At 43.0% G+C, this 14,953-nt stretch carries 17 protein-coding genes; 13 read left to right on the top strand and 4 right to left on the bottom strand.

The window, feature by feature from the left end; translation table 11 throughout:
• Positions 1-31 precede the first annotated feature (31 nt).
• The 5 genes from leuA to rdgB all read left to right on the top strand — a co-directional run bounded on the left by leuA (position 32) and on the right by rdgB (position 4,910).
• On the top strand, positions 32-1,729 hold the full coding sequence (gene leuA, locus AY606_RS06995; RefSeq protein ID WP_067866486.1) for a 2-isopropylmalate synthase: 1,698 nt from the start codon (positions 32-34) through the stop codon (positions 1,727-1,729).
• 101 nt (positions 1,730-1,830) lie between these two features.
• Positions 1,831-2,991 (top strand): homoserine O-succinyltransferase MetX, encoded by a 1,161-nt coding sequence (gene metX / locus AY606_RS06990; RefSeq protein WP_067866483.1) that lies wholly within the window; start codon positions 1,831-1,833, stop codon positions 2,989-2,991.
• On the top strand, positions 2,991-3,584 hold the full coding sequence (gene metW, locus AY606_RS06985; RefSeq protein WP_067866482.1) for a methionine biosynthesis protein MetW: 594 nt from the start codon (positions 2,991-2,993) through the stop codon (positions 3,582-3,584). Before metX ends, metW begins: the two co-directional genes overlap by 1 nt.
• Positions 3,581-4,168 carry a tetratricopeptide repeat protein gene (locus tag AY606_RS06980; protein WP_067866480.1) on the top strand — a complete coding sequence of 196 codons (588 nt, stop codon included), beginning with the start codon at positions 3,581-3,583 and terminating at the stop codon, positions 4,166-4,168. Before metW ends, AY606_RS06980 begins: the two co-directional genes overlap by 4 nt.
• A 115-nt stretch (positions 4,169-4,283) precedes the next feature.
• Entirely contained in the window at positions 4,284-4,910 is a 627-nt protein-coding gene (gene rdgB / locus AY606_RS06975) for an RdgB/HAM1 family non-canonical purine NTP pyrophosphatase (RefSeq protein ID WP_067866478.1), read from the top strand.
• A 161-nt stretch (positions 4,911-5,071) separates the two neighbouring features.
• Here rdgB and AY606_RS06970 read toward each other — a convergent pair whose 3' ends face one another.
• Positions 5,072-5,947 (bottom strand): AEC family transporter, encoded by an 876-nt coding sequence (locus AY606_RS06970; protein ID WP_067866475.1) that lies wholly within the window; start codon positions 5,945-5,947, stop codon positions 5,072-5,074.
• A 154-nt stretch (positions 5,948-6,101) separates the two neighbouring features.
• On the opposite strand from AY606_RS06970, the gene AY606_RS06965 reads away from it, so the two are divergent.
• From AY606_RS06965 to AY606_RS06950, 4 genes are all read left to right on the top strand, one after another.
• Entirely contained in the window at positions 6,102-6,335 is a 234-nt protein-coding gene (locus AY606_RS06965; protein WP_067866473.1) for a Sec-independent protein translocase subunit TatA, read from the top strand.
• Positions 6,336-6,341: 6 nt separating this feature from the next.
• Positions 6,342-6,809, top strand: a complete 468-nt coding sequence (tatB, locus tag AY606_RS06960; protein WP_067866471.1) for a Sec-independent protein translocase protein TatB — start codon at positions 6,342-6,344, stop codon at positions 6,807-6,809.
• Positions 6,806-7,585 carry a twin-arginine translocase subunit TatC gene (gene tatC, locus AY606_RS06955; protein ID WP_067866469.1) on the top strand — a complete coding sequence of 260 codons (780 nt, stop codon included), beginning with the start codon at positions 6,806-6,808 and terminating at the stop codon, positions 7,583-7,585. Before tatB ends, tatC begins: the two co-directional genes overlap by 4 nt.
• 187 nt (positions 7,586-7,772) lie before the next feature.
• A complete protein-coding gene (locus tag AY606_RS06950) occupies positions 7,773-10,001 on the top strand; it encodes a PhoX family protein (RefSeq protein WP_067866467.1) in 2,229 nt (742 codons plus the stop codon).
• A 79-nt stretch (positions 10,002-10,080) separates the two neighbouring features.
• On the opposite strand, the gene AY606_RS06945 is transcribed toward AY606_RS06950, so the two are convergent.
• Positions 10,081-10,863 carry an NRDE family protein gene (locus tag AY606_RS06945; protein WP_067866465.1) on the bottom strand — a complete coding sequence of 261 codons (783 nt, stop codon included), beginning with the start codon at positions 10,861-10,863 and terminating at the stop codon, positions 10,081-10,083.
• A gap of 93 nt (positions 10,864-10,956) precedes the next feature.
• On the opposite strand from AY606_RS06945, the gene lgt reads away from it, so the two are divergent.
• From lgt to AY606_RS06930, 3 genes are all read left to right on the top strand, one after another.
• Positions 10,957-11,769, top strand: coding sequence for a prolipoprotein diacylglyceryl transferase (lgt, locus tag AY606_RS06940; protein WP_067866464.1), 813 nt, complete (start codon positions 10,957-10,959; stop codon positions 11,767-11,769).
• 223 nt (positions 11,770-11,992) lie between these two features.
• A complete protein-coding gene (locus tag AY606_RS06935; protein ID WP_067866462.1) occupies positions 11,993-12,379 on the top strand; it encodes a hypothetical protein in 387 nt (128 codons plus the stop codon).
• Complete coding sequence (locus AY606_RS06930) at positions 12,379-12,759, top strand: hypothetical protein (RefSeq protein WP_067866460.1); 381 nt, start codon at positions 12,379-12,381, stop codon at positions 12,757-12,759. Before AY606_RS06935 ends, AY606_RS06930 begins: the two co-directional genes overlap by 1 nt.
• Positions 12,760-12,880: 121 nt before the next feature.
• On the opposite strand, the gene rplT is transcribed toward AY606_RS06930, so the two are convergent.
• On the bottom strand, positions 12,881-13,240 hold the full coding sequence (rplT, locus tag AY606_RS06925; RefSeq protein WP_067721943.1) for a 50S ribosomal protein L20: 360 nt from the start codon (positions 13,238-13,240) through the stop codon (positions 12,881-12,883).
• Positions 13,241-13,252: 12 nt separating this feature from the next.
• Positions 13,253-13,447 carry a 50S ribosomal protein L35 gene (gene rpmI, locus AY606_RS06920; protein WP_067721945.1) on the bottom strand — a complete coding sequence of 65 codons (195 nt, stop codon included), beginning with the start codon at positions 13,445-13,447 and terminating at the stop codon, positions 13,253-13,255.
• 236 nt (positions 13,448-13,683) lie between these two features.
• On the opposite strand from rpmI, the gene AY606_RS06915 reads away from it, so the two are divergent.
• On the top strand, positions 13,684-14,943 hold the full coding sequence (locus AY606_RS06915; RefSeq protein ID WP_067866458.1) for an MFS transporter: 1,260 nt from the start codon (positions 13,684-13,686) through the stop codon (positions 14,941-14,943).
• Positions 14,944-14,953 lie beyond the last annotated feature (10 nt).

Here is a 14,953-nt window from a genome sequence, read left to right as displayed (position 1 = left end):
AAGCAATGCATGCTACACAAGGAGTTACCTCATGATGTTGGCTGATCCAAGTAAAAAATACCGTCGCATGTATCAACGTGTAGACTTGCCAGACCGTCAATGGCCAAATAATGAAATCAATAAAGCGCCCATTTGGATGAGTACCGACCTTCGTGACGGTAACCAAGCGATTTTCGAACCAATGGATATGGAACAGAAATTTAAAATGTTCCAGATGTTGGTAAAAATTGGCTTTAAGCATATTGAAATTGGTTTCCCTTCTGCATCGCAAATTGACTTTGACTTCACCCGTAAATTGATTGAAGAAAATCATATTCCAGATGACGTTTACATCGAAGTTTTGGTTCAGGCGCGTGATCACTTGATTCAACGTACTTTTGAATCTTTAATCGGTGCAAAACGTGCGATCGTGCATATCTACAACTCAAACTCCCCGACTTTCCGTGAAAAAGTGTTGAATGTCGATGTTGCCGGTGCCAAAAAATTGGCAGTAAATGCAGCGACCAAAGTAAAAGAATATGCAGCGCAATATCCAAATACTGAATTTGTATTCCAATACAGTCCAGAATGCTTCACAGCGACTGAATTAGAAGTGGCAAAAGATGTTTGTGATGCGGTGACTGAAATCTGGGAAGCATCGCCGACCAATAAAGTGATCTTAAACTTACCTGCGACAGTAGAAGTGTCAGGTCCGCATGTGTATGCCGACCAAATTGAATGGATGCACCGCAACATTCAACGTCGTGATGGCGTAATCATTTCAGTTCACTGTCACAATGACCGGGGTTGTGGTATTGCCGCTTCAGAATTGGCAATTATGGCCGGTGCTGACCGTGTCGAAGGTTGTGTATTTGGAAATGGTGAACGTACCGGTAACGTCGATGTGGCAGCGATTGCCTTGAATATGTATACCCAGGGTGTTGCACCAAACTTGGACTTCTCCAACATCAACGAAATCATTGCGACCGTTGAAGAATGTACAGGTTTGCCAGTGCATCCGCGTCATCCGTATGCTGGCGACTTGGTATTCACCGCATTCTCGGGTTCGCATCAAGATGCTATCAAGAAAGGTTTCGAGTTCCAGAAAACCCAAGAAATGTGGGATATGCCTTACTTGCCAATTGACCCTAAAGATTTAGGTCGTGATTATGATGCGGTGATTCGTGTCAATTCACAGTCAGGTAAAGGCGGTATTTCTTACTTGTTAGAATCAAATTACAATGTGGTGTTACCGCGCCGTTTACAAATTGAATTCTCGCAAGCGGTGCAGCAAGTAACGGATGAGCAAGCTAAAGAAGTTTCAGCACAAGATATTTGGGCTTTGTTCAAACAGAATTATGTTGCAACTAAAGATGGTCATTATTCTACCAAAAACTACAAATTGTCTGATGAAAATGGCAATCAGGTCATTGAGCTAGATATCGGCATTAATGGTGAAACCCAGCAATTACGCGGTGAAGGTAACGGTCCAATTTCTGCCATCTTGAATGCATTACAATTGCCAATTGATGTGTTGAACTATGAAGAACGTAGCATTGGCTCGGGTGCGCATGCCAAAGCATTGGCTTTAATTGAGCTTCAAGTGAAAGGCACTGGTAAATCTGCATTCGGTGCAGGTGTTCATGACAATATTGTGACTGCATCAATCGAAGCGATCATTGCCTGCACCAACCGTTTAATCGAGCAAGGTGTACTCAGCACAGAACAGGTTGCTGTGGCTACCGTATAAGTATTAGCAATAATATTTAGCACTAAAATGACTTTAGAAGGATACCCTCAAGTGGTATCCTTTTGTTTATACATCCTAAAGATTTAAGGCGAATTATTCCTGTGTCTTTTCCAACTGACTCAGTGGGTCTCGTTACCCCACAAAAGTTCTCATTCGAAGAGCCGTTAGAGCTTGAATGTGGTCGCATTCTCCCTCGTTTCGAAATCATGGTTGAAACCTACGGTACGCTTAATGCAGATAAATCCAATGCGATTCTGATTTGCCATGCGTTGTCCGGGCATCATCATGCTGCAGGCTATCATCATGAAGATGATAAAAAACCAGGTTGGTGGGATGCCTGTATTGGTCCCGGCAAAGCGATTGATACCTCTAAATTCTTTGTTGTTGCCCTCAACAACATTGGGGGTTGCAGTGGATCTACCGGCCCGATCTCGCCTAATCCTGAAAATGAAAACCGCCCTTATGGTCCAGATTTTCCTTTGGTCACCGTTCGTGACTGGGTCAAAACCCAAGCCATGCTGTCTGACCGTTTAGAGATTGAGGTGTGGTACTCGGTGATTGGCGGTTCGCTTGGGGGGATGCAAGCCATGCAATGGTCAGTGGATTATCCTGACCGTCTAAAAAATTGCGTGATCATTGCCAGTGCACCCAAACTGTCGGCACAGAATATTGCCTTTAATGAAGTGGCGCGTCAGTCGATTTTATCGGACCCAGATTTCCATAACGGCCGTTATTTGGAAAATGACAGCTATCCAAAACGTGGCCTCATTTTGGCGCGTATGGTCGGTCATATCACCTACCTATCTGAAGAAGCCATGAAACAGAAATTTGGCCGTGACTTAAAGTCGGGCAAGTTTATGTATGGTTTTGACGTCGAATTCCAGGTCGAAAGCTATTTGCGTTATCAAGGTGAGCAATTCAGCCGTAACTTTGATGCCAATACCTATCTGATTATGACCAAAGCACTGGATTATTTCGATCCTGCACGTGAATATGAGTTGTCTTTAACCAAGGCGATGGCGAATACCCAATGCCGTTTTCTGGTGGTTTCATTCACCACGGATTGGCGTTTTACCCCGAAGCGTTCACAAGAAATTGTGGATGCGCTGATCACCAATCATAAGCCTGTCAGCTATGTCGATATTGATGCAGAACAAGGCCATGACTCGTTCCTGTTCCCTATTCCGCTTTACGTTAAATCATTACGGGCATTTTTAGGTGGTGTAGAACACCTTGCAACAACCCCTAAGGAGACTGTGTAATGCGTATCGATCATCAATTGGCAGAGACCTGGATTAAACCTGATTCAAGCGTACTCGATTTAGGTTGTGGCGATGGTGAACTGCTGGCTCATATGGGTAAAAAGCACAATATTCGTGCCTATGGATTGGAAATTGATCAGGAAAAGATTGCAATTGCGGTCAGTCGAGGGTTAAATATCATCCAACAAGACTTGAATCTCGGTTTAAGCCGCTTTGCAGACCAGTCATTTGACTATGTTGTGATGGCACAGGCTTTGCAGGCAGTTGATGCACCAGACGTATTATTGCGTGATATGGTGCGTGTGGGGAAACAAGCAATTATTACCTTTCCAAACTTTGCGCATTGGAAGACGCGTTCTTTCTTGGCTTTAAAAGGAATGATGCCTGTTTCCAATGCTTTACCCTATATGTGGTATAACACACCTAATATCCACTTATGTACTTTCCGTGATTTTGAAGCACTTTGTGCTGAAAATGATATCCGGATTATTAATCGACTCGCCGTGAATGGGGATCAACAAGGTAGTTTACTCAGTAAACATGTCCCGAATCTGTTTGGTGAAGTCGCTATTTATCGAGTGAGCGCACTATGAAAAAAATATTATTAAGCACACTATTGTTTGGTTTTTTTAGCATTCAAGCCCATGCGGATTATGTTGCACCAGCACCGTCTATTTCCAGTCAAGCTGCACAATACTCTGTCATGGATATTAATAGCCTGATTAAGTCAGCAAAATCTGGTCAAGCCGCTGCGCAGTTTTATTTGGCGACCAAATATCAACTCGGCAAAGATATTCAAACAGATATACAGCAAGCTTTTGCATGGTACAAAGCCGCTGCGGACCAAGGTCTGACTGCTGCCCAATTGAATGTCGGTCGCATGCTGGCTGATGGTATGGGCACCAAAAAAGACGAAACTTTGGCGCGTAAATACTTTGAAAAAGCTGCAAGTCATGGTGACAACCGTGCCAGCTTTAATCTTGCCATGATGGAAGAGCAAAAGAAAAATTACGTTGGCGCATATCAATGGTATGAACTGTCTACCCGTGATGGCATGCTCGACAATAAAGTTATTTCATTGTCTGAAGGCAAGAAAACAGCTTTGGCTGCCAACTTAACTCAAGAGCAAATTCGTATGGCACGTGACCGTGCCGACAAATGGATTCAGGCTCAGTAATTTAGAAAATTTTACTTGATTCTAAACAGCACCTTCGGGTGCTTTTTTATTGGCTAAATTCTCTAGATAAGTTTGCTAAAATACGCACAATCATTTTCAAATAAAGATCGAAATCATGGCTTCTACAGATTGGTTATCCCAAGGCACACTGGTGCTTGCAAGCAATAACAAAGGTAAAATTGCCGAATTTGAAAAACTGTTTGCTGAACTGAATCTACCTGTCGAAGTGGTTGCTCAAGGCAAACTCAACATTAAAGATGCTGTCGAGGACGGCTTAAGCTTTGTCGAAAATGCAATTATTAAAGCCCGTCATGCAGCCAAAATTTCAGGCAAACCGGCCATTGCCGATGATTCCGGGATTTGTGTACCTATTTTAGGCGGTGCACCTGGAATCTACTCTGCACGTTATGCCGGTGAGCATGGCAATGACGCTGCCAATAATGAAAAACTGTTAGCGGACTTAAAACCGTTACGTAAAGACGGCGAAGTGATTGAAGGGATGTTTGTCTGTGTCCTGGCTCTAGTTCAACATGCAGAAGATCCGCTTCCACAAATTTTTCAGGGCATCTGGACAGGTGAAGTTCTGGAAACAGCGCGTGGTGAAAATGGCTTTGGCTATGACCCTTTGTTCTGGTTGCCTGAGCTGGGCATTTCTAGCGCAGAAATGAGTAAGGAAGATAAAAACAAGATCAGCCATCGTGGTCAGGCGATGAAACTGTTTAAGGCGAGTTTAGAGAAGTAATTTCTTGCTCTCAAAGAACGTCCCCCTCTCTTGTGCCAGATCTGGCTCAGGAGAGGAAATTTCAATTCTGGTTCATAAATCTCGCCTTGTCTTGCTTTCATAAAGGCAGGAAAAGCCCTCTTCAAAAAGATAAGGAAGATATTGAACAGGGAGATTCAGCTTTAAATAAAATGCAACACCACGCCATATAACATCACCACACCACAGCTAACAATTGTTCCTGAAGCGATATATCTGGCAGAAGTGCCAGTGCCTTGATAGTAAGTTTCTAATGCCACAATATTGGCTGCTGGCGGTAAACAGAACAATAAGAACATTACCCCAATATATTGTCCAATATTCGGTATTGGAATCACCCAATATGTCAGTCCACACAACACGACACCACAACCAAGTTTTAATACGGCAACACCACTGCTCTGCAGTAAATCTTTTTTATACACTTTGGTCTGCTGTAACCACATCCCCAATACGCACATTCCAGTAAAGCTCATTCCAGTTTTAGCCAGGCTATAAATGAGATCCAGCGATTGATGTAATTCCAAATGCTGCACACCCAATATTCGACAGATCAGGGCCACACTTAATGCCAGTATGGGGGGAGATTGCATGACTTTTTTTGCAATATCAGGGATAGCTTGTTTGTCTGAACTGACGGAAGTGACTGCCCAAATATTACCAAAAATAGAACCGCCCACATATAAAGCCACCATCGGCGCACTAATTTCAGGGCCAAATAAAGCAATTGCAAAAGGAAAGCCTAGCCATGCCATATTGACATAGCTAAAACATAAAGCTCGCAATGGGTCTTTAGACAATACAAGGGAAAAATAGAACAGCAGCACCGCAACCACAAAGCTAAAGAGCATCAAACTCAAGCTGCCCGCTTGATAAAACACCATGTGGTAAATAATTACGACGGGGATAAAAACTCGGGCCAATAGGCTCGCAAACAGTGATTTTAAACGTGTTGAAAATTGGCTTGTAGCAAGTCCCCAGCCAAATAAAAAGCCAAAAAGCGGTAACAGCAAAGCCACAACGTCATTCCAAGTACTCAGTATAAATATGCTAGCACCGAATCAAGCACAACATCAGATTAAATGCCTTTTGTCTTTAAACTGCAATTTTTCAGTCACATTGCTGTCATCGCAACATGTTCAGATGGTGCTAAATAAAAAATGAGTAAAGGACATGGCAGGATTATCGATTTGGCACGTTGTAATTTTTGCAATAGTGGTACTTTTATTGTTTGGCACATCAAAACTAAAAAATTTAGGTAAAGATGTCGGTGGTGCAGTCAAAGATTTTAAAAAGTCGATCAAGGAAGATGAAACCCCTATTTCGTCATTAAATGAACCTAAAACAATTGAACATCAAAACAGCCATTCTGATGTTAATTCTCCGGCAAAAACCCACTCAGGCTAAAACCTTATGCTCAATATTGGTATGACTGAACTGCTGGCTTTTGGCATTATTAGTTTATTGGTGCTTGGGCCAGATAAGCTTCCTGAAGCTGCACGTTTCGCAGGGAAATGGTACGCTAAAATCAAACGTATGATCAGCAATGTACAAAATGATATTGACCGCGAACTGCGTTTGTCTGAATTACGTGAACAGATGCAGAATGAAATGCAGCGGATTCAAGAGCTCGAACAAAAGATGCACACTCAAATGCATGAACTAAAACAACAAGCACAACCTGCAAAATCACCAGTATTACAAAACGCAGTGCTCCATAATAAAAATGCTCCCACTATTTATAGTTTTATTAAACAACCTCGGTCTTCCAGCGTTTATTTGAGCACACAAAGTGCTGGTAGCATTAGGTCATCAACAGAAAAGACTTTAAACATCGTGCCTCCACTTTCGCAGTTAAATGAATTAAAGGTGGCAGTATGAGTACGCCTATAGAAAACCAGTTGCCCATTTCCCTGACAGATCAACACTCTTCTAATCTGGAAGAAATGCCGATTACACGACATCTCATGGTCTTGCGTCAGCATCTGTTTAAAATTGTAGGCTTACTGTTGGCACTGTTTTTTTGCTTATTGCCTTTTGCCAATCAAACTTATCAACTCATGTCTGAGCCATTACGTGCGCAGCTCCCTGTGAGCTCATCGATGATTGCCACCGATGTCACCGCGACATTCATGGCACCCTTTAAGTTAAATTTCTTCGTTGCCTTGATGTTGGCCATGCCTTTCATCATTTATCAAGTTTGGCGCTTTGTAAAACCAGCACTCTATGAAAAAGAAAAGACCTTAGCCATGCCATTACTGCTGGGTAGCATCAGCTTGTTTTATGCAGGGATTGCTTTCGCCTATTTCGTTGCCCTACCTTCTATTCTGCATTTTTTCATTAGTGTTTCACCGGAAACGGTCGCCCCAATGACCGACATTAACAGTTACTTGGCTTTCTGTTTAAAACTGTTCCTGGTATTTGGTTTTACCTTTGAAATCCCGATCATTACCCTGGTGCTGATTTTAATTGGAGTGGTTTCTACCCAACAGCTCGTCGAAAAACGGCGTTTTATTGTGGTGGGCTGTTTCTTTGTCGCGATGTTTGTAACCCCACCGGATGCGCTTTCCATGATCATGCTGGCCATTCCCATGTGGCTGTTATTTGAAACGGGGCTGTTCTTTGGCAAACTGATTGAAAAACGCCGAGCTGTTTAAAGACTTCTAGCAAATTTTTTTAGGCAGACTTCGGTCTGCTTTTTTTATCAAGTTTTTTCCATTCAGACCTTTTCATCAATCTGACTTATTTTCTTCACCAGACTGTCATTCAAACGTCAGCGCGCTGTCATATTTTTCACCTAAGTTTAGTACAACTTTATAACAACCATAGACTTGGAAAATTATCATGACAGACTTTACGCCTCATCATGAAGATAATGTTTACGACAGCAATGGGTCAGGAAATTCTGAATTTAAAGACTTATTTAATAAAAATATTACCCGTCGTGACCTGATTACAAAATCAGCAGGCGGTGCTGTTGCTCTAACTTTAGCAGCCACTTTAACCGGCTGTAATGATGACGATAATAACAGTTCAAATAACGGCAGTACGCCGATTACACCGGTTGACGAAGCAAAAACACCGACTTCATTAACTTTTAAGACTGTAGATAAAAACACCTTAAATGCCTTTACGGTTCCAGAAGGTTACCAAGCGCGTGTGTTATTTGCTTTGGGTGACCCGCTTACTGAAGGTGTGCCGGAATGGGATGACAACAATATTCCCGCTGGTGCAACATTTAGCATGCGTTCAGGTGATAATCATGATGGCATGAGCTTTTTTGGAATGAATAAATCCAAAGGCAATTATGATCCGAAAGTATCCCATGAAGGTTTGCTGGTGCTGAATCATGAATACATCAATCAAGGTTACTTACACCCAGCTATTAACACGATTAAAGATGCTATTCGCTCAGAAGATGAAGTGATCCGTGAGGTCAACTCTCACGGTGTTTCCATTGTGCATGTGACCAAAGATCCGAGTACCCAAGAAGTTAAAATTGATAAAAACTCAATCTTTAACCGCCGTATTACTGCAGCATCGAAAATTGAATTTTCAGGTCCGGTCAAAGGCCATGCATTAGTTAAAAGCAAAATCAGTCCGGAAGGTTCATTTACTTTCGGTACGCATAATAACTGCGGTAATGGTTATACGCCTTGGGGCACTTATTTAACCACTGAAGAAAACTTTGATGGCTATCTGGCCCGTAATGCCAATGATGAGCGTGATCCTCAAACTGAATATGCACTGACCCGCTATAAAATCAAAAAAGGTCAGTCTTCTCAGTATAAATGGAATACCCCACAGGCAAGTTTGCTCACTCAAGACATGTATGAGCGCTGGAATTCATCCATCACTGCTGCAACAGCGGCGGAAGATTTCCGTAACTCCGCCAACAGTTTTGGCTGGATTGTGGAGATTGATCCCTTTGATGGTCGCCAGCTCCCGGTAAAACGTACTGCACTGGGTCGTTTTGCGCATGAAGACTGTCGTGCCAGCCGTGCCATCGAAGGACAGCAACTCGCCTTTTATATGGGTGATGACTCACCCGGCGAGTACATCTATAAATATGTATCGAATGCCAAATGGGATACCAAAGATATCAATGGAGGCTACACAGCTGGAGATAAATACTTAAATAGCGGCAAGCTGTATGTTGCGAAATTCGACTTTAACGAAGTCACGCAAAAAGCCACTGGCGAATGGGTTGAGCTGAATATTAGCAATGCGCGTATTGCCAATTATGCGAGCTATAAATTTGCTGATCAGGGCGATGTTTTAGTCAATGCACGTTTAGCTGCAGATGCTTTGGGCGCAACCAAAATGGACCGTCCAGAGTGGTGTGCAGTCAACCCGAAAAATGGTGAGGTCTATATCACCTTAACTAACAACTCGAACCGTGGTAAAGCCTATGCTACAGATGCTGCCAATCCACGTAACTATTTTGATAACGATAGCGGCTCAACCAGCTTAAAGGGCAATATCAACGGACATATTATTCGCTTACGTGAAAATAATGACCAAACCACTGCGACCAGCTTCGTCTGGGATATATTCCTGTTTGGTGCGGAAGCTGATTCCTTAACAAATGTGAATCTATCTGGCCTGACCGATGCCAACGACTTCTCCAGTCCGGATGGCATGTGGTTCGATCCACGCGGTGTGCTTTGGGTACAAACCGATGATGGTGCCTATACCGATGAAACCAACTGTATGATGCTTGCGGCATTACCGGGTCAAGCGGGTGATGGTCAAGTGACTACAGCGCTTTCTGGCACGGCAACCCAACAAACGCCTGCAGGTGCGGTTTTGAATGACAGTAAACTTCGACGCTTCTTGACTGGTCCAAGCGGTTGTGAAATTACTGGTGTAACCATGACACCTGACTACAAAGCTATCTTTGTCAACGTGCAGCATCCCAGTGGAACATGGCCATCAAATCACCCAAGCAACCTGAACTCAAGTCGAGGGGTTGGTACACGTCCACGTTCAGCAACTGTGGTGATTACTCGTACCAATGGTAAGGAAATTGCCGCTGAATCTTTGGAACAGACCCAGCCAGCAAAAGCTTAATCGTTCATTTAAGATAACAACAAGATAAAGATGCCGGCTTAATGTCGGCATTTTTTATATGCATATTTTATTCGGGACTTTATATCGACAAAGGGACATCGAGATGAATGACCTGCCCGGCCGTTTCTCCCTGCTGAGATTTTTCTAACCACTGCCAGCTATTCTTTTTCATTGTTAAAAAATTAGAACAGCGTGTGCCATATACCGGACTTTGAATAAACGTTGATGAGAGCAATTTTTCCATCTCGGCATTTATCCCGGTTTGCGGAAGCAGCTCAGGAATGATTTTGCGTTCATCTTCCAAGATATCCCAAACGGCATTTTCAAGATCAGTTGCAGCTGTAGTCGAATGCTGCAACATCGGCAAAAATTCTTGGGTAAAACGTTTACGTAAATGTTTGGTCTTTTCCCAATGTTCGGTCATCAAACCATTGGATACCACATATACCCCTTGGGCTAAAACCTGAGGTGCTTCACCGCGGTTACTCATATAAACCGCCTGATCTTGATTCCCTAGCAATAAATTAAAACCGGCATAATCACACTGGCGTTTTTCTAGCGCTTGTGCAAAGCGGATCGGCGTTAAATCTGACTCTAAAAATGATTGGATCAGATGACCGCGTGAAGTCGGATAGGTTTTTTTATCGGTTGCCTCTCGAAAGTTGGTCACGACTGCCCATCGTCCTGATGCCGTAATTCCCATCCATGTTCCACCCGACTGTAAATCTTGGCCAGCAATAATCGGGCTATTTTGCCAAGTTTTTAAACCGGCCGTCGGACGGGCATAGAACTCATCCCGATTGGAAATCAGACATAAAGGCGTATCTTCCAAGACTTGCCAAGCTAAGGCGACAATACACATAATCTATGCTCTTTATCTTTACACATTGAATGTACAACATTTTTCATCACATTCAGCTAAAATCTGTGCAAAACAGAATCACAAGGAACAGGAATGCTGAGCTATCCCAATATTGACCCCGTTGCCGTATCGCTGGGACCGTTACAAGTCCACTGGTATGGATTGATGTATTTACTGGCATTCTTATTTGCCTGGGGACTTGCGACTTATCGTACCAAACACCGTGATGGCTGGACCCCCGATATGGTGTCTGACCTGATTTTTTATGGGGCCTTAGGTGTGGTGGTCGGGGGCCGTCTTGGCTACGTATTGTTTTATGGTTTTGAGCAATTCCTTGCCAATCCACTCTGGTTATTTCAGGTCTGGACTGGCGGCATGAGCTTCCATGGCGGATTTTTGGGTGTAATGATTGCCATGCTGTTCTGGTGTAAAAAATACCAGAAAACCTGGTTCCAGACGCTCGACTTTATTGCACCCTGTGTACCAACGGGCTTGATGTTTGGCCGAATCGGCAACTTTATTGGTGGTGAATTGTATGGTCGCCAAGTTACTGATCCAAACTTTGCCTTGGGCATGATTTTCCCCACCGATCCGCTGCAATTGGTGCGTCACCCCTCACAGCTTTATCAAGCCTTAGGTGAAGGATTGATTCTGTTTATTGTGTTGTGGTGGTTCAGTTCAAAACCGCGTCCACGCATGGCGGTTTCAGCCTTGTTCCTGATTGGCTACGGTATTGCACGCTTTGTGGTGGAATTCTTCCGCGAACCGGACAATGGACAACTGTTTATTGGCTGGATGAGTAAAGGTCAATTCCTGACTGTGCCAATGATTTTGATCGGTCTCTGGATGATGTGGTATGCCTACCAAAAGAAAATTTATGATTGGGGTCCACAGAAAAATAGCTAAAAAACTCCTTCTCCCTGAACTTAGATTTAAGCACGGCTTCAAATTTAACTGTAAGAGAAGATTAGAATAAGGGGAGACAAAATGTCTCCTTTTTTCATCTCTCTAGCCAGTTCTGAGTTGTTAATAAAGAAATTTAAGACAATCTACAGGCATGCTGAATCTGTGCTTCCCTTTAGCTCATATGCTAAAGTGCAGTCAGTCCTCGTTTATCTATCAGAACAATATGCTCGAATTTTGGTTTGATCCTAAAACCTCCCTTCTCCGTAAACTCATGATCTTTGCAGTCATTGCGATTGCTACCGGCGTACTTTACTGGATGGAACCGCTAAAACCTGATGCTATCCTAATGTTCTTGGGCACGGGTATCATTTTTTTGATTTGCCGTTATTGTAAAATTCATTTTGCTGCAAAAAATCCAACCGGGTTATTATATCGTCTACTGAATTGGATTCCGATTGCCCTATTGCTGTCGCTTATTTTTATGCAGATGAAAGAGGGTGAAATTTTAATTCCGGGTGCACAAGGCATTGGCTTTATGGCTTTGGCCATCTGTTTGTTTTCACCTTTGTCTTTACTGAATAAAAACGATATTTCAGACGAGAAAAAATAATGCTGGAATTTTGGTATTCAGATCAATGTAGCCGTCAAATCAAGCTGATGGTTTGTATTGCTACCTGTGTGATGATTTATCTGTGTTCGACCATACAACAACTTTCATCCTTGTTTAGCGGCACCAGCATTGCTATTGGCATGGGCCTACATGGATTAAGGGCTTTAGGCTTAAAAATTGCCGCTGACAATCCGTATAAAAAAGGTTTTTCTATTTTAATTGTGCTGATGCCGCTTATTGCATTGATTACTTTAATTTCAACCTTAGCGCCACAGCATAAAATCATTCTTGCTATACAAGTAATTGGCTTTGCTGCAATTGGTTTATTTATTCTCTCGACATTTCCAAATCGCCGGTTTGATAAACATGAAGAGAGATGATTCAGCATGTAATTCATAGATCTTTATCAATACTGATGAATTTTATAATTGATCAGTTTTTTACTTCTGCAAAATAAAAAAGACCGCTAAAAGCGGTCTTTTTTCAATCATCCGGAGACGATTAAGCAGCTAATGCGTCTTTCGCTTTTTGAGCGATAGCAGCAAATGCAACTGCATCATGCATAGCGATGTCTGCAAGTACACGACGGTCGATAATCACTTGAGCTTTTTTCAAGCCAGCGATCATACGGCTGTACGATAAACCATTAAGACGCGCACCAGCATTGATACGTGCAATCCACAAAGCGCGGAATTGACGTTTCTTCTGACGACGGTCGCGATAAGCATATTGACCTGCTTTAATTACTGCCTGGAACGCTACGCGATATACGCGTGAACGAGCGCCGTAGTAACCTTTAGCACGAGCAAGAATTCTTTTATGACGGCGATGAGCCTGGACACCACGTTTTACACGAGCCATTTATAAATCTCCTTAAAGGTATGGGCACATACGGCGAACTGAAGCAACGTCACTTACGTGAACCATTACACAGCCGCGCAATTGACGAATACGCTTAGCAGATTTTTTGGTCAAAATGTGGCGTTTGAACGCTTGTTTACGCTTGATACCGTTAGCTGTCGCTTTAAAGCGTTTAGCAGCACCACGGCGAGTTTTCATCTTAGGCATAACAACCTCTTTTGAACACCTGTTCGGAACGTCTGCACCATTGCAAAAACGACCTGCAGGTAAGGGAGCGGGTATTCTAAAGCATCTTTGCTTAAAACAAAAGCACATATCCTCAAAATACCCAACCAATCGTCTGCCGCTGTTAGTTTTATTTCCAATATAAAATGTGGGATTTTTTATTAATAACTTCCGGGTTCAGTCTTATAATTATCACAACACAAGAATACTGGATCAACATGACTCCCGCACCGGATGCTTTTGCGGCACTACGCTATCGTGATTTCTCAATTGTCACGGTGAATCAGTTCTGTCTCACTCTCGCCATTTTAATTCAAGAAATTATTGTCGCGTATTCACTTTATCAAATTACCAAAGATCCTCTAACCCTAGGGTTGATTGGTTTAGCCGAGGCGATTCCGTTTATCACCTTGTCTTTATGGGGTGGCTATTTTGCTGACCGCTTCAACAAACAGACCATTATGAAAATCTGTTTGTTCTTTGCAGTGCCTTTACCTGTGGTTTTATGGTGGCTATTTCATCGTTATGGTTTAGCTGAAATTGGGATAAATACTCTTTCTTGGGGAATTTATGCCGTAATTTTTGGCCTCGGAACAATTCGCGGTTTTTACAATCCCTCGGCGACTTCACTTAAGCCATTTCTGATTCCACGTGAACTCTATGCCAATGGTGCAACCTGGACCACCATCGGCTGGCAAAGTGGCGTGATTATTGGACCCATGCTGGGCGGTTTCATGCTGGCATTTTTAGGTCGTGAAACCAGCTTGCTATCGGTCGCGGTATTGTTGAGTATCTGTTTTGTCCTGATTAACCTGCTGCAAAAACGTAGCTTCCCAAAAATCGAAACGAATAATCTGCTTGAAAGTCTGGGCGATGGCTTCCGCTTTATCTGGAAAACCAAAATCGTTTTGTGGGCAATTTCTCTAGATCTGGTTTCAGTCTTATTTGGGGGCGTGATTGCCCTGCTGCCAATTTTCGCTGAAGATATTTTAAAAGCCGGTCCTGAAGGGCTCGGTTATTTACGCGCCGCACCCTCCATTGGCGCACTTTTTACCATGATTGCCCTAACCAGATTTCCACCCACTCAAAATGCCTGGCGTAATATGCTGCTTGCCGTGGCTGGTTTTGGCGTGTTCACGCTGCTGTTTGCCTTCTCAAATAATATGTGGCTATCCCTGTTTGCTTTAGCCATGACCGGAGCCTGTGACAGTATTTCAGTCGTGGTTCGTCAAACGATTCTACAAATTTATCCCCCTGAAAATATGCGTGGACGTGTTGCCGCAGTAAACGGCATGTTTGTCTCGTCAAGCAATGAACTGGGTGCATTTGAATCTGGCTTGGCGGCAAAATACATGGGTGCCATTATGGCAACGGTCTTTGGGGGCTGTATGACCATGGTGGTGGTTGCGATAAGTTGGGCCAAAACCCATGATTTATTTGATGTAGATATCACTCAAGGTGATGATCAAAAAGATTAATTCACTTTTA

Source organism: Acinetobacter sp. SFB (assembly GCF_001647545.1).
In the GTDB taxonomy this organism is placed as follows: Bacteria; Pseudomonadota; Gammaproteobacteria; order Pseudomonadales; family Moraxellaceae; genus Acinetobacter.
Note: the sequence above shows the minus strand (reverse complement) of the source record. Positions and strands in the feature narration are given on the sequence as shown.